The sequence below is a fragment of the Vreelandella mediterranea genome, assembly GCF_970647075.1.
In genome coordinates, this window is the sequence record NZ_OZ310198.1 from 2,607,592 (window position 1) to 2,630,404 (window position 22,813).

General features: G+C 60.8%; 17 protein-coding genes. 7 read left to right on the forward strand and 10 right to left on the reverse strand.

Annotation, left to right across the window (positions count from 1 at the left end):
- Positions 1 to 70 precede the first annotated feature (70 nt).
- From sstT to ACWFVE_RS12030, 4 genes are all read left to right on the forward strand, one after another.
- Positions 71 to 1,291 carry a serine/threonine transporter SstT gene (gene sstT / locus ACWFVE_RS12015; RefSeq protein WP_447529505.1) on the forward strand — a complete coding sequence of 407 codons (1,221 nt, stop codon included), beginning with the start codon at positions 71 to 73 and terminating at the stop codon, positions 1,289 to 1,291.
- 137 nt (positions 1,292 to 1,428) lie between these two features.
- On the forward strand, positions 1,429 to 1,941 hold the full coding sequence (locus ACWFVE_RS12020) for a helix-turn-helix domain-containing protein (RefSeq protein WP_447529506.1): 513 nt from the start codon (positions 1,429 to 1,431) through the stop codon (positions 1,939 to 1,941).
- Positions 1,942 to 1,953: 12 nt separating this feature from the next.
- Positions 1,954 to 2,688, forward strand: a complete 735-nt coding sequence (locus ACWFVE_RS12025) for an AzlC family ABC transporter permease (RefSeq protein ID WP_447529507.1) — start codon at positions 1,954 to 1,956, stop codon at positions 2,686 to 2,688.
- Positions 2,685 to 3,020, forward strand: coding sequence for an AzlD domain-containing protein (locus tag ACWFVE_RS12030; protein WP_447529508.1), 336 nt, complete (start codon positions 2,685 to 2,687; stop codon positions 3,018 to 3,020). The genes ACWFVE_RS12025 and ACWFVE_RS12030 overlap by 4 nt, the downstream gene beginning before the upstream one ends.
- A gap of 15 nt (positions 3,021 to 3,035) precedes the next feature.
- On the opposite strand, the gene ACWFVE_RS12035 is transcribed toward ACWFVE_RS12030, so the two are convergent.
- The 4 genes from ACWFVE_RS12035 to ACWFVE_RS12050 all read right to left on the reverse strand — a co-directional run bounded on the left by ACWFVE_RS12035 (position 3,036) and on the right by ACWFVE_RS12050 (position 8,100).
- Entirely contained in the window at positions 3,036 to 4,085 is a 1,050-nt protein-coding gene (locus tag ACWFVE_RS12035) for a diguanylate cyclase domain-containing protein (RefSeq protein ID WP_447529509.1), read from the reverse strand.
- A 421-nt stretch (positions 4,086 to 4,506) separates the two neighbouring features.
- Positions 4,507 to 5,883: a c-type cytochrome gene (locus ACWFVE_RS12040; protein ID WP_447529510.1), complete on the reverse strand. Its 1,377-nt coding sequence runs from the start codon at positions 5,881 to 5,883 to the stop codon at positions 4,507 to 4,509.
- The gene (locus ACWFVE_RS12045) at positions 5,876 to 7,480 is read right to left on the reverse strand and encodes a GMC family oxidoreductase (RefSeq protein WP_447529511.1); all 1,605 of its coding nucleotides are present in this window, start codon (positions 7,478 to 7,480) and stop codon (positions 5,876 to 5,878) included. The genes ACWFVE_RS12040 and ACWFVE_RS12045 overlap by 8 nt, the downstream gene beginning before the upstream one ends.
- Before the next feature lie 116 nt (positions 7,481 to 7,596).
- Complete coding sequence (locus tag ACWFVE_RS12050) at positions 7,597 to 8,100, reverse strand: sugar dehydrogenase complex small subunit (protein ID WP_447529512.1); 504 nt, start codon at positions 8,098 to 8,100, stop codon at positions 7,597 to 7,599.
- Positions 8,101 to 8,491: 391 nt separating this feature from the next.
- On the opposite strand from ACWFVE_RS12050, the gene ACWFVE_RS12055 reads away from it, so the two are divergent.
- The 3 genes from ACWFVE_RS12055 to ACWFVE_RS12065 are packed head-to-tail and all read left to right on the forward strand — an operon-like array spanning position 8,492 to position 12,117.
- Positions 8,492 to 9,022 (forward strand): sugar dehydrogenase complex small subunit, encoded by a 531-nt coding sequence (locus ACWFVE_RS12055; protein ID WP_447529513.1) that lies wholly within the window; start codon positions 8,492 to 8,494, stop codon positions 9,020 to 9,022.
- Between the two features lie 36 nt (positions 9,023 to 9,058).
- Positions 9,059 to 10,681, forward strand: coding sequence for a GMC family oxidoreductase (locus tag ACWFVE_RS12060; protein ID WP_447529514.1), 1,623 nt, complete (start codon positions 9,059 to 9,061; stop codon positions 10,679 to 10,681).
- Entirely contained in the window at positions 10,681 to 12,117 is a 1,437-nt protein-coding gene (locus tag ACWFVE_RS12065) for a c-type cytochrome (protein WP_447529515.1), read from the forward strand. Before ACWFVE_RS12060 ends, ACWFVE_RS12065 begins: the two co-directional genes overlap by 1 nt.
- A gap of 105 nt (positions 12,118 to 12,222) precedes the next feature.
- Here the strand turns inward: ACWFVE_RS12065 and ACWFVE_RS12070 are convergent, their stop codons facing one another.
- The 6 genes from ACWFVE_RS12070 to ACWFVE_RS12095 all read right to left on the reverse strand — a co-directional run bounded on the left by ACWFVE_RS12070 (position 12,223) and on the right by ACWFVE_RS12095 (position 22,762).
- Positions 12,223 to 14,361 (reverse strand): TonB-dependent siderophore receptor, encoded by a 2,139-nt coding sequence (locus ACWFVE_RS12070; RefSeq protein ID WP_447529516.1) that lies wholly within the window; start codon positions 14,359 to 14,361, stop codon positions 12,223 to 12,225.
- A gap of 180 nt (positions 14,362 to 14,541) precedes the next feature.
- Positions 14,542 to 15,849: an MFS transporter gene (locus ACWFVE_RS12075; protein ID WP_447529517.1), complete on the reverse strand. Its 1,308-nt coding sequence runs from the start codon at positions 15,847 to 15,849 to the stop codon at positions 14,542 to 14,544.
- Positions 15,850 to 16,198: 349 nt separating this feature from the next.
- Positions 16,199 to 19,402 (reverse strand): type I restriction endonuclease subunit R, encoded by a 3,204-nt coding sequence (locus ACWFVE_RS12080; protein WP_447529518.1) that lies wholly within the window; start codon positions 19,400 to 19,402, stop codon positions 16,199 to 16,201.
- A 135-nt stretch (positions 19,403 to 19,537) separates the two neighbouring features.
- Positions 19,538 to 20,494: a GIY-YIG nuclease family protein gene (locus tag ACWFVE_RS12085; protein WP_447529519.1), complete on the reverse strand. Its 957-nt coding sequence runs from the start codon at positions 20,492 to 20,494 to the stop codon at positions 19,538 to 19,540.
- 22 nt (positions 20,495 to 20,516) lie between these two features.
- Positions 20,517 to 21,785, reverse strand: a complete 1,269-nt coding sequence (locus ACWFVE_RS12090; RefSeq protein WP_447529520.1) for a restriction endonuclease subunit S — start codon at positions 21,783 to 21,785, stop codon at positions 20,517 to 20,519.
- Positions 21,782 to 22,762 carry an Abi family protein gene (locus ACWFVE_RS12095; protein ID WP_447529521.1) on the reverse strand — a complete coding sequence of 327 codons (981 nt, stop codon included), beginning with the start codon at positions 22,760 to 22,762 and terminating at the stop codon, positions 21,782 to 21,784. Before ACWFVE_RS12095 ends, ACWFVE_RS12090 begins: the two co-directional genes overlap by 4 nt.
- Positions 22,763 to 22,813: the final 51 nt, after the last annotated feature.

Here is a 22,813-nt window from a genome sequence, read left to right on the forward strand (position 1 = left end):
TGCTTCGCTTCTCGCGGGCGCGAGCGACTCGCTTCGGCGCCATTTCCAGTGATTGACCATGAGCTCTGCAATGATTGCGACTGCCCAAACGGTGTTTCGGCCTCTTCTACGGCTGGGCCTTATTTCCCAAATTCTCATTGGCATCGTGGCCGGGGTGCTGCTCGCCCTTTGGGCCCCGGCGGGGGCGGCCCACGTTGCGCTGCTCGGCCAGCTATTCATTAGTGCGCTGCAAGCGGTCGCGCCCATTCTGGTCTTCGTGCTGGTCATGGCGGCGATTGCCGCGCACCAACGGGGCCGACCCACCCAGATCCGCTCGGTACTGGGGCTTTATGTGGCCGGTACGTTGATCGCGGCGCTGATCGCCGTGGCCGCCAGCTTTATGTTGCCGACCGAAATCGCGCTCGATACGCCCCAGGCCGACGGGACACCGCCTGGCGATATTCTCAGCGTGCTGCGCGACTTGCTGCTCAACGCGGTGGCCAACCCGGTCAGCGCCCTGATGGAGGCCAACTTTATCGCCATTCTGGTCTGGGCCATCGCACTGGGCTTGGCACTGCGCCAGGCAAGCGACGGCACCCGCCAGGCGCTTGCCGACCTTTCCACGGCGGTCACCCGGCTGGTCACCCTGGTGATTCGTTTGGCCCCGCTGGGGATTTTCGGGTTGGTGGCAGGCACGATTGCGCAGTCCGGCGTGGAGGCGCTTCTCAACTACGCCCAGCTGTTGGCGGTCATTGTGGGCTGCATGGCCATCGTCGCGCTGATCAGCAACCCGCTATTGGTTTACTTCGTGACCCGGCAAAACCCCTACCCGCTGGTATGGGCGTGCCTTCGTGGTAGCGCCATCACCGCGTTCTTCACGCGCAGTTCCGCCGCCAATATTCCGGTCAACCTGGAGCTTTGCCGCCGCCTGGAGCTGGACGCCGACACTTACTCCATTTCGATCCCGCTGGGCGCCACCATCAACATGTGCGGCGCGGCGATCACCATTACCGTGATTACCCTGGCCACGACCCATACACTGGGTATCAGCGTCGACTTCCCCACAGCGCTTCTGCTGTGCATCGTATCGGCGCTGGCGGCCTGTGGGGTTTCCGGCGTGGCGGGCGGCTCCTTGATGCTGATCCCCATGGCCGCCAGCCTGTTCGGTATTCCCACGGAAGTGGCCATGCAGGCGGTCGCCATCGGCTTTGTTATCAGCGTGGTACAGGATGCCACCGAAACCGCGCTGAACTCCTCCACCGACGTGCTGTTTACCGCCGCCGCCTGCCGGGCACGCAGGAAAAACACCTAGCTCTCCGGGTTTATCCCATCACTTCTTGAACGCCGGGTTGACGCCCCGGCGTTCTTTGGTTAAAACGTTCCATATATAGAACGCTTGGTACAAGAACGCTTCGACCACCGTATGACGCGCCTGGAGCTTTGCCCCCCATGAACGAAAACGCCCTGCGGGTACTGGGAGAGCATTTACAGCGCCTTCGCCAGGCACGGGGGCACTCGCTTAGTCAGCTGGCAAGCGCGGCGGGCATGGCGAAGTCCAACCTTAGCCGGCTCGAACAGGGCATCGGCAACCCGACACTGGATACGATCTGGCGGCTAGCGGTGCAGCTCGACGTACCGTTCGGGACACTAATAGCCCCGGTCAACGAAGCACTGGGCGATGGCGGCGTCGAGGTACAGCTTATCGAGCAAAGCAGTGGCCCGCCCCCAACCGATGCCTACTGGATGCGCTGCGCCCCCTTTACCGAGCGCCGCGCCGATGCTCATACGCCAGGCGCCCGGGAGACGCTGATGCTGATTAGCGGCCAGCTCGAAGCCGGTGAAGACGGCGCGCTGACTCGGCTATTACCCGGCGACACCCTGAGCATCGACGCCGGCCGGGCGCACCTCTACCGCACCCAGCGCGATAGTGCTTCGATGTTCATTACCATTACGTATCACTAAAGGCCTTGCTTTATGCGTCAGTCAACCGATCACCCCGCGCGCCCCCACTCTTTGTGGCGCGCCGCAAGGCAAGGGGTACTCGACGGCCTGCCCTTGCTGGGCGGCTACGTGCCGGTGTCGCTATCCTTCGGCCTGGTGGCTTCTCAGGCCGGATTCACGACCTGGGAGGCCGCGGCGATTTCGGTGCTGATCTACGCCGGCGCGTCCCAGTTTCTGTTCGTGGGCATGGTCGCGGCCGGGGCGCCGCTGTGGCTGGTCGTGCTACTGACACTTTTGATCAACGTGCGCCACGTAGTGTACGGCCCCAACCTGGCGGCGCTTTTACCGCGCAGCCGCCACTGGCCCTGGCTAATGCACGGGCTGACCGATCAGGTCTTCGGGCTGGCGCTGACAAAGCTGCCCGGGGTCGCAAAGCCCGACCGCTTTGGCTGGTTTTTAGGGGCTGCGCTGATGGCCTGGGCGATTTGGGTGCTGGGCACGGTGGTGGGCGCGGTAGGCGGTGAAGCGGTGACCGGCTACTGGCCGCTACTCGGCGACATCATGCCCTTCGCGCTGCCCGCCTTGTTCTTGACCATGACCGCGCCGCGCTTTATCGATCTACGCTGGTCGCTGGCGCTTGGCACTACCATCACGGCGGCCATGGTCCTCGCTTTAACCGGCGCGAGCAACGTGGCCATTCCGCTTGCGGCGGCCTGCGGGGCACTTTGCTATTACGCGGTGCGCTTTTCTCATAGGGGGCGCCCATGAGCGTGGAACTGTGGGTCGCCGTTGTGCTTTCGGCACTGGGGACGCTTTTGATTCGCGTGATACCGTTTCTATGGATGCAGCGCCGCCTGGATCAAAGCGAAGGGCCCGCGGCGATGCCGGAGTGGCTGGCCATTCTGGGTCCGCTGATGATCGCCGCGGTCCTTGGGGTGTCGATCATACCGGTCAACCCCAACGCCGCTTCCTGGCTGGGCACCGCCCTTGGGCTGCTCACGACCCTGCTGGTGTGGCGGCGGCTACGCTCGCTAGGCTGGCCGGTGGCGGCAGGCGTGGCGGTATTCGGCGCGGTGGTGGTGGCGTTCAGCGCATTTTGAATCGCCTGGCAGAGCTCACGAGCGCCTTTTCACGCCTTCGACCTCTTGAAGAAAGTTGCCCGCCGCTTGCTGCATGTCGGCGTGATAAAGCAGGCACTGGTGGCGTCCGCTTTGCTTGACGGCATACATCGCCATATCGGCAAGATGGAGAAGCTCGCTTTCGCTCTGCGCATGGTCCGGGTAAAGACTCACCCCGATGCTGACGCTGATAGCGTGCTCGTGACCTTCGAGCTGGCAGGGGTTGGCGAGCGCTGCCAGGATCTTATCGGCCACGCCCAGCGCACTGGAGGCGTCGATGATTTCGGTCAACAGCACGACGAATTCATCGCCGCCCTGACGGCAGATGGTATCCGTGGTGCGTAAGCAGGCTTTGAGCCGCTCGGCCACGACCTGCAAATAGCGGTCTCCCAGCGCGTGACCAAAGGTGTCGTTGATCGCTTTGAAGTGATCGATATCCAGATACAAAAGCGCCAATGGCTGCTGACGGCGCCGGGCCTGGCTCATGGCACACGACAGGCGCTCGGCAAACAGAAAGCGGTTGGGCAGTCCGGTGAGCGGGTCGTGCTGCGCCTGGTAGGCAAATCGGGCAGAACGCGTGAGCGATTGGCAGGCATCGTGAAAAATCACCACCGCGCCGACGACCTCGCCATGACGATTATGAACCGGCGCGGCGGAATCCTCTATTTCCAGCTGGCTGCCATCACGACGCGTCAAAACGGCGTCAAGGGAGAGTTCTATTGGCCGGTTTTCGGCCATGGCGCGCCCTGCAGGGTTGAGCGCGCTGGCGTGGGTCTGGTTATCGACCAGGGGAAGCACCCGTTCGAGCGGATTGCCAAACGCCTCCGCTCGTGTCCACCCGGTGAGCTCTTCGGCCATTTTATTGAGGTAGGTCACACGGCTCTGAGTATCCGTGGTCAACACCGCATCGCAAATCGAATTGAGCGTAATGTAGGCCCACTCTTTCTCGGCGTGTAGCGCGGTATCTGCCTCCCCCCGCTGCTCGCTCACGGCTATTTTGCTTTTGACCGTGTCAACTTTATCGTCATTGCACTCACCGTCCAGCATGACCCCTTTCTCCATGAGTAAGATTGTCCGGCTGCATCTTCTTGACCACCGCTGTACGCCCGCCAGGCGTTGCTTTTACTGCCCTCGGCTTTTTCGAAACGTCATGCCTTTAGCGCCGTTCGAAACACCCGATGCGCGAGTAGGACGTCATCCCTATAGTGTTTAATCTGCCGGTCAACTCGAAAACATGCCGATTGCTTGAATAAGCCTTTTATACTTCTACGTGCCTCGTTGCCCAGTGTATACAAATTATAAAAAAATGACACAAACTGTAAACAAACGCTTATAAGCACCTTTTGCTGCCTTGGGTGGCGGTGCAGGCCCAGAAGGGGGCTGAGGCATTCCCTCGGCGGCCAGGCATAAAAAACCCCGCTCCGTGGAGCGGGGTTGCTGGTTCAGGCTTTTAAAAGGGCCCGGTGGCTCAATGGCGGCGCCGGCGCCAGAGCCAAAAGCCCAGCAGCGCGATGATCGCAACGCCCGCCGCTACCATGCCCACACGGGCCAGCAGGAGCAGGTCCGAGCCCGCCCCGCCGGCGCGCAGCTCGGACACCCGCGCCGTTTCCATGGTGACGTCGCTTTCGCCGAACTCACTCATCAGGTAGTTGGTGACCTCGGCCACCTGCCCATCGTCGAGCTCGTCGGCGAAACCGAGCATGCCCTGGCGGTGCTCGGGCCAGACACCCTCGAGAATCACCATGGCGACGTTATCCGCGTTGGGTTTGTCGAGCACCGGATGACCGGCCAGTGGAGGCAAACCGTTCAAGCCGCTGCCATTGGGGGCGTGGCAGGCCGCGCACTGGTCACGGTAGATGCGCTCGCCGGGGCCGATATCCGCAAGCGCGGCCGGGGTATCGTCATCCATGAGCTGGCCGATGTTAGAAAAGTCGGCGTTGTCGCTGCCCTCTTCATCCTCTACCCCAGCCTGCGTACTGGCTTCTTCGCTCTCGCCTTCCGGCAGCAGGTAGACCGCGATCGCGTCGATGTCTTCCTCCGGCATGCGCGAGAAGCTCAGATCGATCGCTTCGAGCATCGGGCCCGCGGCAGTGGCGCCGTTATCGGCGTGCCCCGTGCGCAGGTAGTCGACCAGCTGGCTGCGACTCCAACCGCCAATGCCGCTTTCCGGGTCATCGGTGATATCCGGCGCGTACCAGGTACCCAACGAGCCGCCGCTGAGCGCCTGGCCGGACTTCTCGGCCATCAGCAAATTACGCGGCGTATGGCAGGTGCCGCAGTGAGTGGCGCCTTCAACGAGATAGGCGCCGCGGTTCCACTGCTCGGAGCGCTCCGGGTCCGGTTCGAAGGGGCCGCTGTCCAGAAACAGCACGTTCCAGGCCGCCATGGAGAAGCGCAGGTTGAATGGGAACGGCAGTTCGGTTTCCGGCGCAACTTCATCGGAGGGCGCTACGTCATGCATGAAGTAGGCGTAGAGCGCCTCGATGTCGTCATCGGTGAGCTTGGCGTAGGCGGTGTAGGGCATCGCCGGGTAGAGATGCCCGCCATCGGCGCGCACGCCTTCACGCATCGCACGGGAAAACTCGTCGAGGGAATAGCCACCGATGCCCGCATCCGACGGCGTGATATTGGTGGTGAAGATAGTACCCAGCGGGCTCTCGATGGGGTGGCCGCCGCTAAACGCCGGCCGGCCCGGCTCCGAGTGGCAAGCGGCGCAGTCACCGGCGATGGCCACCGCTTCGCCGCGCTGGATCAGCTCGCGGCTCGGCTCATCCGTCTGGGCCATGGCGACACTCGCAAAGCCGCTTGCGGCCAACAAAAGCCCTGCCTTGAGGCGATTATCCATGCTGGGTCTCCTCCAGAATGCGGTCCGCCGTGCGTAGCGCCAGCGCCGCCGCGGTCAAGGTGACGTTGCAGGTACCCACGGTGGGCATCACGCCGGTGCCGACCATGAAGAGGTTTTCATGATCGTGAGCGCGGCCCCACTGGTCGGTTACGCTGGTGGCCGGGTCATTGCCCATGGAGAGCGTGCCGGTGATGTGCTGGCGGTTGGAGAACGCGCCGCTGCGGCTGTGCTTGATGTTGGTGCCCCCCAGCATTTCGGCGATGCGGTCGTAGTGCTCGCGGGTCACTTCGGTGCCGCGCTGCTCGTACTCGCCGATGCTCCAGTGCATGCGCGGCGTGGGCAGGCCCAGGGCGTCGCGCTTGTCACTCAGGGTGACGCGGTTGTTCGGGTCCGGCAGCTGTTCCATGGCGTTTTTGATCCCCAACCGGCGGGCGGCGCGGTAGCGCACCTGCTCCTGCAGCTCACGGCCGTGGTAGCCCTCGGCAAGCAGCTCCTTGGTGACCGTATCGACCTTGGAGCCGTTGGAGATATCGATCCGGAACGGCGCGTATTCAGTACGGAAATCGCCGTCGCGGAAGTCACCGATAGAGCACGGGCTGACCGGGCCGCGGCCGGGCCAGATCGGCTCGTCGACATCGAAGTTGATACCAATCGCCGGGTGATCGCAAAGGTTACGCCCGACGTTGTCACGCACGTTGGCGATGCCGTGCTCAAAGGTGTCGCTGGTCGACATCAACAGCAGCTTGGGCGTCTCGATGGCGTTGGCGGCCAGCACTACGGTCTGGGCGGTGACCTTGTGGCTCACCTTTTCCCAATCGTAATAGTGCACCGCGCTGATCCGGCCTTCGCTGTCGTGCTCGAGGTTGTAGACCACCGCCTCGGTAATGATCTCGACCCCTTCCCGCTCGGCTTCCTGGGCGGCGATGCCGCCGTGATACTGGGCGTCGATCGGGCAGATCGGCATGCAGTTGTTGTTGCCGCAGCATGCCGGGCGGCCGTCGAAGTTGCGGCTGTTGCGCGCGGTGGAGTCGTCGATGACGCGATAATCCGGCGCCAGCCGCTCGGTGACCCGCTGCTGCAAGTAAGAGGCCGGCACGCGCTCCATGGGGTAGGGCTTGGCCCGCGGCGAGCCGTTATCCGGCTCACCGCCGGTGCCGGTGATCACTTCCACCTGATAGTAGTAGTCCTCGAGATCGTCGTAGCTGATCGGCCAATCCACGCCGACCCCGTAAAGGCTTTGGGTACGAAAATCGTTGGGCACGAAGCGCCACATCTGCGCCGCCCAGTGCCAGGAGGTACCGCCCAGCATGCGAATGTACTGGGCGTTGTAGGGGTGCGGCCCGGCCTGGTCCAGGTATTCGTTGGCCGTGGGCGAAAAGCGCGGGTGCGGGGCCATCTCCGAATAGGGGTACGGCGCCATGTAATCGGACTTGAAGGCGGACTCGCGGTAGTTCTGCACCAGCTCGCCGCGGCCCTTGCGGGGGCCGGATTCCAGCAGCAGCACGGAGCGCCCGGCCCGGGCCAGGCGCGTGGCGAGCAAGGAACCACAAATGCCCGCACCGACCACGACGACGTCGGCAACTTTATCGTTACTCATGGGGATCACTTATTCTCTTCAAAAAGCTACGGTCTTTGGAAAGCTTTGGTTTTTAGAAAGCCCTGGTTTTTGGCAAGCGTTCTCTTTGGAAAGCTCTGCCTTTGAAAAAACCTTCTTTAAGGGGCTCGATGCCAGCTGCCGCAGGGGCCGTAGGAGAAACTCGAAGGCACCAGTTTGTCGGCGACAATCTGGTTGGAGAGCGAGTTGAGGTAGGTGACGTAGACCGTCTGCTCGCCGGTACCGACCACGCCGGTGTACCAGCCGCTGAGCATGTAACGGGCCGTGGCCTCTTCCACCGCGTACTCTTCGCCAAAATCGAGGCGCGAGGCCTGGAGCAGCGCCGGCTGCTCATCGAGCAGGGTTTTTAGGCGCGTCAGGTGCTCGGTAAAATCCTCCAGGGCGAGTTTGGAGGCATGCACCAAGGCGCTTGCGAGGTTTTCGTCGAGCTCGTCGCGCGCAATCAGCCGGCGCGAGACGTCGAGAAACTCGCTCACTTCATTGGCGGAGGCGTCTTGGGGCCCGGCCAGGGCTTCGGGCACTGCTAGCCAGCGCCCGGCCACGCCCGTAAGCGCAAAGCCGCCGGCCATCTGGATGACGCGGCGGCGAGTAATAGTTGCCATGTTCGTTCGTTCCCTTGCGTACCCGCCGCCGATCAGCATCGGCGGCAGTGGACCGCTTTGCGGCTAAATCAGCGTGCCGATTACGTCTTAACACGCTATTAATCGGCGCATATTATACCTTAGTCGCGCCACACCGACACTATTAGTTATAAGCGGAATTGACCCCATCAATGGCCCTATAACGAGGTCTAGCATCCGTTTTAGGGCTCGATACGAAGTGATCCCAGGCCCTCGAGCAGTGAGGACGCCCAACACTTTGAAAAGCGGCTTAATGTCTGACGTATTTGCCTATACAATTAGCCCGCAAACGACCTCCCCATGAAAGCTTTTAGGCCGCGTTGCCTTTGTTTCAAATACGGTTGTCCGACCTCGCATCATCAAGGGAATACGCGTGCAAAAACGTCACTCTTCATCCGGTGTTTCTCGCCGCCAACTGCTGATCGGCGGCGCCAGCCTGCTGGGCTATTTCACCTTCACGGGCCCCACCAGGGCCTGGGCGCAGGCCTTCGAAGGCACGCCCCTTCACCAGCGTTTCATGCAGCTTTCAAGGCTTTTGATCAATCATGAGCTCCACGAAGGCACCGGGCTTCGCATCGCCGCCTTCGCCGCCCAGAAGTACGCCCGCCTGGACGAGCGTATCGACCAGATCGTCGCCATTGCCGAGCAACACGATGCCGTCGAGGTCGAGCAGTTTTTCGAAGCGATTCCCGAAGGCGAGCCCCGCGACTTCGCCTACTGGGTGATTGCCGCCTGGTACAGCGGCGCCTCGAGCAGCGCCGCCGATGCCGAACAGTTCACCTTCGAGCACGCGCTGACGTATCAGACCACAATCGACATCGTGCCGATTCCCACCTACGCCTACTCGGCGCCGAATGCCTGGAGCCGCCCACCGGCCCCGCTCTTGCCCGTTCCGAGTTTCTAAGCCAACGCCTTTACTAAAAAAGACCCCAGACTCGCCATGACTCAAACAGCTTCCGCCGACGTGGTCATCGTCGGTACCGGTGTCGTCGGCGTCGTCGTCGCCGAACAGCTCCTCGACGCCGGCCACTCCGTGCTAATGCTCGACGCCGGCCCGCGGGTGACCCGCGCCGAAATCGTCGAGAACTACCGTAATCTGCCGCTGGGTATCAAGGGCAGCGCCTCGTCGAGCTACCCGCCCAAGCCCTGGGCGCCGCACCCGATGCCGAACGACGACTACCTGCAGCTCGACGGCCCGGATTCCTACGCCCAGACCTATATCCGCTACGCCGGCGGCTCGACCTGGCACTGGGCCGGCACCTGCTGGCGGCTGACCCCGGACGACATGCGCCTGAACTCGCTTTACGGCGTCGGCCGGGACTGGCCGTTCGATTACGCCACCCTCGACCCTTACTACAACATGGCCGAGCAGAAGCTGGGCATCTGTGGGCCTTCTGATCCGGCGCTGCAGTGGCCGCCCCAGCCGCGCTCGGCACCTTATCCGATGCCCCATCTGCCCTTCTCCCCGGGCGAGGAGAAATTCAGCCAGGTGGTGAAGGATGCCCTGGGCTACACCAACCTGCCGGTGGCTCAGGCGCGCAACAGCGGCTCGCCCTATGACGATCGCCCGGCGTGCTGCGGCAACAACAACTGCGTGCCGGTGTGCCCGATTGGCGCCAAGTACGACGCCGCCACCGCGCTGGGTCGGTTGGAAGCGAAAGGTGCGGTAATCCTTTCCAACGCCGTGGCCAACCACATCGAAACCGGCGAAGGCAATCGCATCGAGGCGGTGCACTACCTGGACCCGGAGCGCCAGAGCCACCGGGTGACCGGCAACCACTTCGTGATCGCCTGCAACGCCATCGAAACACCCAAGCTCTTGCTGATGTCCGCGGATTCGCGCAACCCAAGCGGCATCGCCAACAGCTCCGACCAGGTGGGGCGCAACATGATGGACCACCCGCAGATGGGCCTGACGCTGACCCTGGACGAACCTTACTGGCTGGGCCAGGGGCCGGTGGTCAACAGCGGCATCATGGAGACCTCCCAGGGCGATTTCCGCGCCGAACACGCCGGTGCCTACTTTCGGATGAACAACTTCGCGCGCAACCGCTACGAGACCTTCAACGCGCTGAAAACCGGCAAGGTCGGCCGGGCGCTGGACGAAGAGATCCGTCGTCGCGCGGCGTGCACGGTCAACGTCGTGGCCGCCCACGAGATCCTGCCGGACCCCAATAACCGGCTGACGCTCTCCGCTAAAAAGGATTGGCTTGGCCTGCCCAAGCCCCACGTCTACTACGACGTGGGCGACTACACGCGGCGCTCCGCCGAGGTCTACTCGATGCCGATCGCCCGGCGCATCGCCGAGGCCATGGGCGCGGTCGACGTCCAGGAACCCACCACCTTCGCCCAGAGCAAACACCTGATGGGCAGCACCATCATGGGCACCGACCCGGCGGACTCGGTGGTGGATACGGACTGCCGCTCCTTCGATCACGCCAACCTCTTTCTGCCCGGCGGCGGCGCGATGCCGAGCACCGCCACCGGCAACAGCACGATCACCATGGTCGCGCTGGCCTTCAAGGCCGCCGAGGCGCTGATCGGCCAGGCGAGGGGTGCATGATGTCCAAACGTTTGTTCGCCCGCACGCTGACCGCGGCTTGCCTCATTGCCCCGCTGCCGCTACTGGCCGATGCGCCTGGCGCAGACCTCGAAGACGAGACCCTGGCCCGGGGCGCCTACCTGGCCACCGCCGCAGACTGTACCGCCTGCCACACCGCCCCCGGCGGCGAGCCGATGGCGGGTGGGCTGGAGATCACTTCGCCCATTGGCGCCATCGTCTCCACCAACATCACGCCTGCGCCAAACCACGGCATTGGCGGTTATAGTGAAGCGCAGTTTGCCCGGGCACTGCGCCAGGGCATTCGCGCCGATGGCGCCAACCTCTACCCGGCGATGCCCTACACCGCCTACGCGCACATGAGCGATGAGGACATTCACGCGCTCTACGTCTACTTCATGGAGGGCGTCGAGCCGGTGGACGCGCCCACGGCGCCGACCAAGCTGCCGTTCCCCATGAACCTGCGCGTCGCGATGAAAGGCTGGAATCTGCTGTTTCACGACGCCGAGCCGCTCGCCGACGACCCGGAGCACTCCGACGAGTGGAACCGTGGGCGCTACCTGGTCGAAGGGCCGGCGCACTGCGGCAGCTGCCATACGCCGCGCGGCTTTCTGATGCAGGAACAGCGCGACCAAGCCATGGCCGGCGCCCAGGTCGGGCCCTGGTACGCGCCCAACATCACCCCGGACGAGGAGAGCGGCATCGGTAGTTGGCGCCACGACGAGCTGGTCACCTACCTGCGCACCGGCAAACTCGCCCAGGCCCAGGCCGCCGGCAACATGGCGGAAGCCGTCTCCCACAGCTTCCAGCATTTGCGCGACGACGACCTGAACGCCATGGCCACCTATATCGAATCGCTTCCCGCCACCGCCTCGACCGGCGACGACGGCGGCAACCACTTTAGCCACGGCGAGGCGTCCGACGACTTGGCAAGCTTTCGCGGCGATGGCTATGCCGAAGGGCTCGAAGGCGACAGCCGCGGCGCCCAGCTCTATTCGGCCAACTGCGCCTCCTGTCACCAATTGGATGGCCGCGGCACCGAAGACGGCTACTACCCGCGACTTTATCGAAACGGCGCGCTGGGGGACGACAACGCCAGTAACCTGATCGCCACGATTCTCTACGGCGTCGACCGCGAAGTAGGCGATGAGCACGTGTTCATGCCGCCCTTCGGCGAGCAGCCCAACGCGTTCAACTCCCTGGACAACGACGAGATCGCCGCGCTTTCCAACTACCTGCTGCGCCACTTCGGCAAAACCGATGCCCAGGGCCGCCCCGCCCTCGAGGTTTCCGCCGACGACGTTCAAGTGATCCGCGAAGGCGGACCGCGCTCGCCGCTGGTGCTGCTGGCAAGGATCGGTTTGGGGCTGGGGGTGCTGGCCGTCGTGCTACTCGCCTACTGGCTCATTCGCCGCCGGCGCAGCCGACACGCCCGCTAGAACGCGCTTAACCAAACGACAGCGCCTCCCCAAACGACTCGGCCCGGCAAACATGCCGGGCCGAGTCGTTTCAAAGCGCTTCACAAACCGTACGGGGCTGCATCGTTACCAGCGGTAGCTGACGCTTCCGATCACGCTGCGCGAGTCGCCGTAGTAGCAGTAGAAATCGCAGCCGCTGACGTACTCTTTATCGGTGAGGTTTTTGACGTTCACCTGGGCGGACCAGTTCTCGTCGATCTCATAACGGGCCATGGCGTCATAAAGCGTGGTCGAGGAGACATTGCCTTCGACGCTGCTGCCGGGGCTGGCTTCGCTTTCGCCCAGATAGCGCACGCCAGCGCCAACCGACAGGCCCGGCAGCGCCCGGCTCATGTCATAACCCAGCCACGCGGAAGCCGAGTGGCGCGGAATCAGCGGCACGCGCTCGTCCTGCTGGTCGTCGCTTTCGTCATAGCGTGCGTCGGTGTAGGTGTAGGCGGCGGTCAGCTGCAGTTCATCGGTCAGGTAGCCCACGCCCTCTACTTCAAAACCGTTGGAGCGGCGCTCGCCCGCTTGTTCCTGCACCGGGGCATCGGTGGAAATCAGCGTATTGCTTTCCTTGATATCGAAGGCGGCAATGGTGACGTAGCCGTCGACATCGAAGGGCGCGATTTTAACCCCCGCCTCTAGCTGGCGGCCTTCCAGCGGCTCGTAGCTTGAGCCGCTCGGGCCGATGCCCGCCACCGGCGTAAAGGATTCGCTGTAGCTTACGTAGGGCGAAACGCCGTTATCGCCCAGGTACATGGCGCCGGCGGTCAGCGAGAGCTGCTCGTCGTCATAGCCTTCGCTGGAACGGCCGGTGGCATCCGAGAAATCGTCGCTGCTATCGACATTGTCGTAACGGGCTCCGGCCAAAAATACCCAGCTGTCCGCCACGCGCAGCTGGTCCTGCACGTAAAAGCCGAGCTGGCGGCGGTCGACATCGTGCTCGGTGGGGTCGCCGGTATCCGGCGCGCTAAACGAGGCGTAGTCCGGGTTGTAGAGATCCACGGTGTCGATATTGGAGAACAGCGACGAGCCGTCCCCGGCGGTGCGGAAGCTGTCGCGGTTGGTGTAGTTCAAATCTAGCTTTTGATAGTCCGCGCCGAACAGCAGCGTGTTTTCGGTGTTTTCGGTATAGGTGCGCGCGATCAGGCGGTTGTCGATCGTGAAGCCGTCGTACTCGCCGTCGCGGTCGATCACGCCCCGCGAGATACCCCGCGGCGGCGTCACGTAGGAGTTGGGGTAGACGTTTCTAAGCTCGAGATCGAGATTGGTGTAGCGCGCGTTTTGCTGAAACTCCCAGGTATCGTTGATCTGGTGTTCAAGCTCGTAACCCAGCGCTACCTGGCGCTGATCCAGGTGGTCGTAATCGGGCTGGCCGTAGTTGGTATGGCGGTCGATCTTGCCAAAGGGCGAGTCGTTCACCGTGCCAAAAGCGGGGAAAAAGCCCGAGGTGGGGGTGCCTTCATCTTTCTGGACGCTTGCCAAAAACGTGACCGTGGTGTCGTCGCTGAAATCCACGGCCAGGCTCGGCGCGAAGTAGTAGCGCTCTTTCTCGCTGCCGTTGAGCTCGCCGTCCTGGTCACGATAAAGCGCCACGGTGCGATAACGCATATCGTCACGCTCGCCCACCGGGCCGGACACGTCGATGCCCACCTGGCGGTGACCGTCGTTGCCCGCCTCTACGGTGATGTTGCCTTGGGGCTCATCCGTCGGGCGCTTGCTGATCGCGTTGATCACACCGCCGGGAGGCGCCTCGCCGTAAAGAATCGACGCCGGGCCCTTCAAGAGATCGACCCGCTCCAGGCCAAAGGTTTCGTTCATCCACCAGAAGTAGCCGCCGGTACGAAACAGGCGCAGGCCGTCCTGGTAAGTGGCGTTTTCCGCACTAAAGCCGCGCAGGAAGAACCAGTCCGCGTTGTTGTCGTTGCCGTAGGGCTGCGAGGTGACACCAGAGCGGTATTGGAAGGTTTCGTCGTACTTGTTGACGCCACGATCTTCGAGCTCCTGCTCACTGACCGTGGAGATCGCCCGCGGGGTTTCGATATCCGGCGTTGCGACCTTGAGCGCGGTGGCGGTGACCACCGTCGTGCCCATATCCACCGTTTCCTCTTGGGCCAGTGCGGCCAGGGGCGCCATGCTCAGCGCACTTCCCAACGAGATGAGCATTGAACGGCGAACGGCAAACGATAACGGTGCGGCTGCAAACGGAGGTCGAAGCATGAGGGCAGTCTCATTAAAGAGCAAAATGGGCGGTCAGAAAAGCTGAATGATACGGATTATTATTCACAATCACAATATCGAGGCCGACTCAAGCCGCTTTGCCGGAACAAGGCGTTGCACGATCAAACGCCCGCCAGTCCCGGCTTTATCGAGAGCACCAACGGGCCTACTACCCTGCCCTCACCTTCGGCTACCGGCATGAAAGATATCCGCCAGCCGCCGGCGCTCGTGCTCCTCATAAAAGCTCGGGTCATCGAAGAGATCCGGCTGCACGGCGTCGAACATCATGCCCAGCACCTCGGCACTGCTCTGCACCATCGGCTCGAAGTGGGCGGTGTGAGTTTTCAATGCCCGCACCCGGCGCCGACGATAGATTGCATACACGCCCAGCAACGTGAAGACGCAGGCAATATAGAGCGGCAAGCCGTGATCGCCCACCGCGTGCATCAGCGAGCCCGCCGCCAAGGGGGCTACCGCGCAGCCGGCGCCGTGCATCACCAGCATATCCGCCGAGCCCGCGACGATCTCATCCGGGTGGAGCTGGTCGATCAACTGCGCCACCGCCAGCGGGTAGAGCGAAAACGCCAGCCCGCCCCACAAGAAGTAGAGCACCAGGAGCACGTTATGGCTAGGTGCAAAGGGTATGGCCGCCGCCACCAGCGCCGCGCTCAGTACCACCCAAATCAGCACCACGGGCCGGTCGTGCTGATCGGAAAAACGCCCGATGGGAATCTGCAAGAGCGCCCCACCGATAATGGCCGTACTCATCACCAGCCCCACCCCGGCGATATCGAACCCCAAGTGGGTGGCGTAGATCGGCGTCATCGACCAAAACGCCCCCATGGCAAGCCCGGAGAGCGCCGCGGACGCCACCGCCAGCGGCGCAAACCCCAAAAGCGCCCGCAGGCTGCTTTTCGGCCGCTCGGAGATCTTCGGCTGCACGCGCCGCGTCAGCGTAATGGGCAGCACCGCCCAACTGATCAAAATCGCGATCATCACGAACAGCAGAAAGCCCTCCGGCGATGACAGCCGCAAAAACTGCTGCGCCGTCGCCAGCGCCCCCAGGTTGACCACCATATAAACGGCAAAGATACGCCCCCGCTCGTGGCTCGCCGCTTGGCTGTTGAGCCAGCTTTCGATCACCGTAATCAGGGTAATGAACGAAAGCCCATAAATAATACGCAGCGGTAGCCACACCCAAGGGTTGATGAAGACGAGGTGCAAAAGCGCCATGGTGGCGCATATTGAGGCGCAAAAACCAAAGGTGCGGATATGGCCCATCCGCTTGATCAACCGCCGGCTCATCCAGGTCCCGCAAATAAAGCCCACGAAATACCCGGACATCACCATGCCCAATAGCGTGGTCGAAAACCCCTCGCTTGTGCCGCGGAGTGTAAGCAGCGTGTTGAGTAGGCCGTTGCCCAGCAGCAGAAGCGCCACGCTTTGGAGGATCGACTTGACCGGTCTGAGCATTGTCAACGCACGCATGAGGCACCCCTCGCCAGGTGGGTCGCCCAGCAGTGATCACGAAAAGAAGTGAAACCATGGTGAATTGTTATGCATAAAGGGGGCCATGGGGAGGCGGAAGCTGATGGAACGGCGATCAAGCTGGGCTGACAGCTCTATTGCGCTGACGTTGCTCAGCCGCCTCCCGCTTGGCAGACGTGCCGAGCGCCTGTTTCCAACAGACAGCGTTTTAAATAGATCCCGTTCAGATTCGAGCAGGCTCGCAAGCGCCTAGCAATAGACGCCACGTGACGTTGGGGGGCAAGATGGCAAGTGAATCGCCCAGGTTTCGTAGACACCTCCAGCCCTTCTCACCTGCAAAGTCGATAGTTTACTCCCCTGGTTGCACATTACATGCGCCCCTTCCTACCAGTAGTTTCAGGATCAATTGCGCAAATTGCCGTCCCATCTCCTCATTTTCCAACACCGGCATACTCAGCGTCTCCTGATCGCCAAGCGCATCGATTACAGCGTCGGTCACCTTCTTGGGAAACAGGCCGTGCATCACCTGGTCTTCACTGTGGTTTTTTACTTGGTTCATCACCGCCTCATCACGCTCGATACGATCAGCAATACCATTCGCGAAGTGCAGCTTATCGTCATCACTCACCTCCGAACCGTAAAGGTCGTTGAGCCGGTCGATGATCTCGGCCAGGCGCTGCTTTTCGGGGTCATGGGGTTTACCGGAGCCCACTTCGCTGACCGGCGTCAGGCCGTAGTCGCCCTTGGCTTCATCGATGCGCAGGCGCTTCTCTTCGTGCTTGGTTTGGCGGTAGTGGGTGAGCTCCAGCTCGCTGACGTCGATCCCTTCCTCTTCCCATAGCCGGTCGATGCGTAGCAGCGGGTGCAGGTGACGAGCAAACACGCAGAGCTGCTCGAGCTCGGTATCGTCGAACTGAATGATCTGGCTGAGAAATTCGTAGGTGCGTACGAAACTGGCGAGATTTTTACGGAACAAGTCGAGCTCGTCGCGAGTCGTGCCCGCGTCTTTCAGCTCCTGCTCGGCGCGTTTCAGGCCTTTATCATCGCCGTTGGCTTCGGCTACCTGGCGGGCGTGCTGCCAGGTTTGGAGCTGATCGAGTATGGCTTTATAGCGCTGGCTAAAGCGCTGCTGGGCCGGATGGCAGTGATAGCTCAAGCTCGCGGCTGAAGCTTTTGGATCGAAAAATGCGCTGGCAAAAGCGGTGACCTCCGGCCAGTGATAAATGCCGCTGGCATCCAGACTACCTTGCAGGTCGTAGACCACCTGCGGGTCGGAGACGCCCGCGAGTTCCGCCTTGCGGTAATAGGTGGCGAAGGCGTCGAGAATCACCTGCTCCTCGTTATAGAAATCCAGAATGTACGTCTGCTTACCGGGAAACAGCCGGTTGAGGCGGGAGAGGGTCTGCACGCACTCGACCCCCTTCAGCTTTTTATCCACGTACATGGCGCAAAGCTTGGGTTGATCGAAGCCCGTCTGGAACTTGTTGGCGGCGATCATTACGTTGTACTCCTCGGTATCAAACGCCTTTTCCAGTTTGCGCCCTTTCAGCTCAGGGTTGAGCAGCAGACTTGTCTCGCTGACCTCTTCCGGAATGTAAGCATCGGCCGGTACGCTGCCGGAGAACGCCACCATGGGGTGAACGCTTTGATAGTTATGGCGCTGAATGTACTCGCGCATCGCGAGCTGATAGCGCACGGCCTCCTCGCGGCTGGCCGTGACGACCATCGCCTTGGCTTGGCCATCCAGCAGGTGCTGAACATTTTGACGATAATGCTCGACGATCACTTCGACCCGCTGAGCGATATTGTACGGGTGCAGACGTACCCACCTGGCAATGGTGCGCGAGGCCTTCTTGGAATCCACTTCCTGCTCTTCGCCATCCGGGTGGGCGAGCTTCCAGGCGGTGCTGTAGGTCACATAGTTGGTGAGCACATCGAGAATAAAGCCCTCTTCGATGGCCTGGCGCATGGAGTAGAGGTGAAACGGCTCGGGCTTGTTGTCGTCGCTGGCGGGCAGGCTCGGTTCCGGCGGGCGCCCGAACAGCTCGAGCGTTTTGGCCTTGGGCGTTGCCGTAAAGGCGTAGTAGCTGATTAGATCGCTGGGGCCCCTGGCAGCCACCGCCGCCCCCAGCATCGCCTCGGCGCTGACTTCCGCCCCGTCACCTTCACCTTCTTCATCTGCTACGCCCAGCAGCGCCTTGAGCTTGGTAGCAGAGCGGCCGGTTTGTGATGAGTGGGCCTCATCGGCAATCACTGCATAGCGTCCCTTGGCCAGCGTCGGGCGTTTTTCGAGGGCATCAAAAAGCGCCGGGAAGGTCTGGATGGTGACGATAATGATGCGGGTATTACTTTCCAGCGCCTCGGCCAGCTGCTCGGACTTGCTCTGGCTGCCGCCTTCGCGCGTGATAGGGCATACCACCCCGTGGGCGTGCTCGAATTGATAGATGGTGTCTTGAAGCTGGCTGTCGAGCACCGTGCGGTCGGTGACCACAATGACCGAGTTAAAAAGCTTGCCGCCATCGCTGCCGTAGAGATTGGCCAGCTGGTGCGCCACCCAGGCAATGGAGTTCGATTTACCGGACCCGGCGCTGTGTTGCACCAAGTAGCGATTACCCGGGCCCTCGGCGAGCGTCGCATCGACGAGCCGGTTGACCACCTCCCACTGGTGGTAACGGGGGAAAATAAGCGCCTCTTTGGTACTCCGGCGGCCGTGAAAGTCCTCCGTGGTTGTCTCCTGGAGGTGAAGGAAACGACCGAGAATCTTAAGCCACGCGTCCGGGGCGAATACCTGCTCCCAGAGGTAGGCGGTGGCGTAGCGTTGTTCATCCTGGGCAGGCGGGTTACCGGCACCGCCGTCTTCGGTGCCCCGGTTGAATGGCAAAAAGTACGTTTGCGACCCGGCCAGTTGGGTGGTCATGGCCACCTCGGTCTGGCTGACCGCAAAATGCACCAGCGCGCCACGCTTGAACGTCAGCAGCGGCTCGGGCTTACGGGTAACCGGGTCCTTGATCGGGCGGTCCTGGCGGTACTGGCGTTTGGCGTTTTCGACCGTCTGCTTGAACTGGCTCTTGAGCTCCAGCGTGGCAGTGGGGATACCGTTGACGAACAGCACCAGATCCAGGCGTGGGTTGTAGCTCTGAGCGGCGCCCTTGCCCTGGGCATGCGGTGAGTAGGCGACTTCAGGCACCACTCGCAGGCGGTTGGCGCGGTACTGGGCCAGCGACTGCGGGTTCATGCCGTGGTCAGGCTGAAAGCTGCACAGGTCGAACTTGACGCCCGGCACCTTGAAGCCGTGGCGCAACACCTCGAGCGTACCGCGCTTTTTCAGCTCGTTGACGACTTTCTGAAGAAAAACCTGCTCCGGCGAATGGGGGTTGGCCTTGCAGAATTTATCCCACTGGTCGGGCTGAGCATCGCGTACGTAGCCCAGCAAGTCTTCGGGGTAGAGGGCCGAGGCGCGGTCATAGCCTTTAGCGGTGCCCGCAAGCCAACCACCCTCTACCATCGAGGCAACAATATCCTGCTGAAAGCGGGCTTCCCTGCTATCTCCCATTGTATCCCCTGCGCTTGGCTCTATTTTTAAATAGCCTAACGACTCGGGCCTGGGAGGAGAAGCCGATTAGCCACACAATAACGTTTAATTAAGCACTTTGAACCACTTGTGGTGCTTTCTTCATGTCGAGAACACTTATAGCGAGACTGGCTCCATGGTGGCAGCGCTCACTTGCTGATCCTGCCATTCGCCGTAAGTGGTTTTGGTACCTTCAATTTTCCAGACATTGCGCCCGTTGGCAGCTCTCCCAAACACCATAGCGACGGCTGCACTCGGGCTAGAAAAAGCATAGTCCTTAGCGAAACGGCGAAGCCCGCTCCCCACCTCCATCAGCACCCCTTCTTCACACAATTGTTGATGTAACTTTTCATAACTATGCCCTGCACTCGTCCAGTCCCGGCGTGCCAGCGAACCTTCAAGCACGAAGAACTCACCATCAAGCTCTTGGCCCTGCGCCTTGATTCCGTGCTTGGGTATTTCCAGATAAAACGAGGGAGACGCGTCAGTAGACGCTGGCTCAGCGTCAGGCTCTGGCGACGTTTTTCGAGAAGATGGCTTGGCCGAATCACGCAGCAGGTCGAACCCCAGCACCGGCAGCACAGTACGAATCTGCTCGGCAAAGAATGCCATATCGGCGCGGTCGGACTCGGGCAAGTTGATATACTCGTGGGCGGTACCGTTCACCAGCTTGCAGCGCCCTACCTCGGCGGCGCTTTTAATCAGCAGGCTTTCCAGGTATTTGACGTGGGCCTTGGTAAGGTTCTGGTCCTTACTGGTAATCAGGCAAACCCGCTCCCAGAAATCCTTGCCGCCGCCCGGCCCCGTGACCTCTGGGTGATTATGCTGTTTGAGCCGCTTGGCGACATCGTCGCTCTCGCCGATATACACCAGCGGCCGCAGGCTACTGTCCGGGTCCGGCCCGACCAGAAAGTAGATGCCGGTACGTTTACACTCCGGGCGCTGCACCAACTCGCTCAGTTTGGTGCGCGGGCCGGTCAGCACGTGGCCGGTCCAGTTCATGATCTCGGCGGTTAGCAGGCCGTTAGGCGTGCCATCCACCAGAAAAAGTCGAATACTGCGGCCCTGCGTCATTGTCGTTCCTTGTTATTCGGATTCAGCGGTAGGTGGCGCGCGATTCGGCGACCATGGAGAGCTCGGATTGTTCACCCGCCTGACCTGGCTGCCAGCTGCGGACGTCTATCTTGCCGGTGACGGCGGCGGAGATTAGGGCAGAACGACGTTCTTTTAGTAGCTTAATACCTTCAACTGCTTCATTAATTAGTTCTTGAACTACTTTATCAAGTTTGAAAATCATTTCTTGTATTTTTAAACGCTCAGCAGGTAAAGGAGGTGACGCCACCATAATTGAACCAAGAGCTTCACTGGTGAGCTTAGGTTGAGCAGACCCCGTTACATGAATAGCAAGATCTAAATTTTCAATCACCTCAGCCCAGTAAACTAAATTATTATCGATAGGACTTAGTATATGAGCATGGTTATTTACCCAGTATTTACCTTTAGCTACAAAGGAAATTGGAGATGACCTTGCTAAAAGGTTGGCCCCATCCTCAGACACAAGGATATGATCTTGATCAAAGATATAATCGTCTATCCAGTCAATAACACCGGAAGCACCATAGTAAGGAAACAGGCCTTGTCGACTTCCTCGATCTTCAGATTTGAGCGGTATCCTTTTCCCATCCAAGAATTTGTAAAATATTTTAATAGGAGCAACAATCCAATGCGCCGGCACTTCTCCAAGCCACTCCACCCCAGACTCCTTCATCGGCACATCGGGATCCAGCCCCTTGGTGACGGCATGAGAGATCAACGCCCGACGCTTTTCCCTAAGCAGCTCGATCAGGCGCTTTTGCTCACCGATTAGTGCGTCGATGCGGGCGGTTTCGTGGTCAAGAAAGGCTGCAATGGAGGCTTGTTCATCAACTTCAGGAACAGCTAATCGAATATTGGCCAAATCCTCTTGTGCCATACTTGGCAAAGCAGTATTTGTTGAGTATTGATCAAACCTAAAGCAAGAGGCGTAATGGAAAAGAAAACGGCCATCCACATTATGAGTGAGTTCTGTGTAGAACATCGTATCTACGGTCCAGAACGGGCCATCAATATACAATGGCTTATCTATCGTACCCTTTCTTCCCAACAGAACCGATTTGCCTTTATAAAGGTAGCTGTCCGCTCTGGAAAACTCCCCGCCTGAGCCAATAACCGGATAGCCGCCTGAGTCTACCTCGACCGCCTTGTAATCCCGACCATTTCTAATGCGGACAAGATGCTTTAACTTTGGTACTTCCCAATGCGCCGGCACATCACCCAGCCACTCGACGCCAGAGTCCTTATATTCGGGATATTGCGGAAAACTCATCCCTTTACTCCCTCTCTTGCATTCATCACCGCCTCTTGCCAGAAGGGTTCTTGTTCCCAACCCTCAGGAAAGCCCATATGGGGGCGCGATACGTCCGGGTAGCGGTTCAGTAGCGCTATAAGGCGCTCGGCCCATTGGCTTGCGGGAGCCACGGCTTGCATCAATGACTCGATCACGACCAATTGGAAGTAGAGCCGTCGGTGCGGGTCGAGGCGCTGCTCAGGGTTTTCGTGTGATCCTGTGGCAATTTTACTGGGGATCGTTGGCCAGATAGCCGGTACTTTTCTTGGTTTTTCTGGGCGGCTCCCGAAGACACGATTCCATACGCGACCATGGTGGGCGCAGACGTTACGCAAGTCTGAAAGACTGCGGAACCACGAGCGCAGTACGCGCGCTTTCCAGCCAAAATGGCGCTCGATGCGTTGGGTATCCTGGGGTAATCGCAAATTCGCAAACAGCGTCGAGACCTCTTTGAAGGTCAAAAGCTCTGCCGCCATCCAAATAGGGGGCTGGGTAGGGGCTGACTGATACTTCATACGGTAATGGGTCAGGAAGGACTCGACGTCTCGCCCTTGAGATACGCTCTCCAGCTTATTGAGTAACCACCCGTGGTTGTAGCGCGTATCGAAAATTGACGCATCCAGATAGCCGTGAGGGCCATGGTGCTCGGCCAGGGTGTTTGCCAACTGGGCCCTCAATGCGACTTCCAATCGCTCGATAGCATCCAGCAGAAGCAGACGCAGCTCGCGATCAAATACGTACAGCCTCAACACATCGTCAAAAGCGCTACCCTCAAGAAAACGGTGTTCCTCTAGGCCGGGCCGATAAAAAGGTCGAGTATACGCAGAAAATCGAAAATAACTGATATTGCGCAGATAGTGCCGCGCCCGCTCGGCGTCCGGTATCTCCAAACCACGGCCATGTAGCGTGGCGATCTGATCGTCAATGCTGTGTGCAGGCTTTTGGAAGTCGCTCATACATGACCTCTCGGCACAAAACTTCCAGACACAAAAAACCCGCCAAAGTGT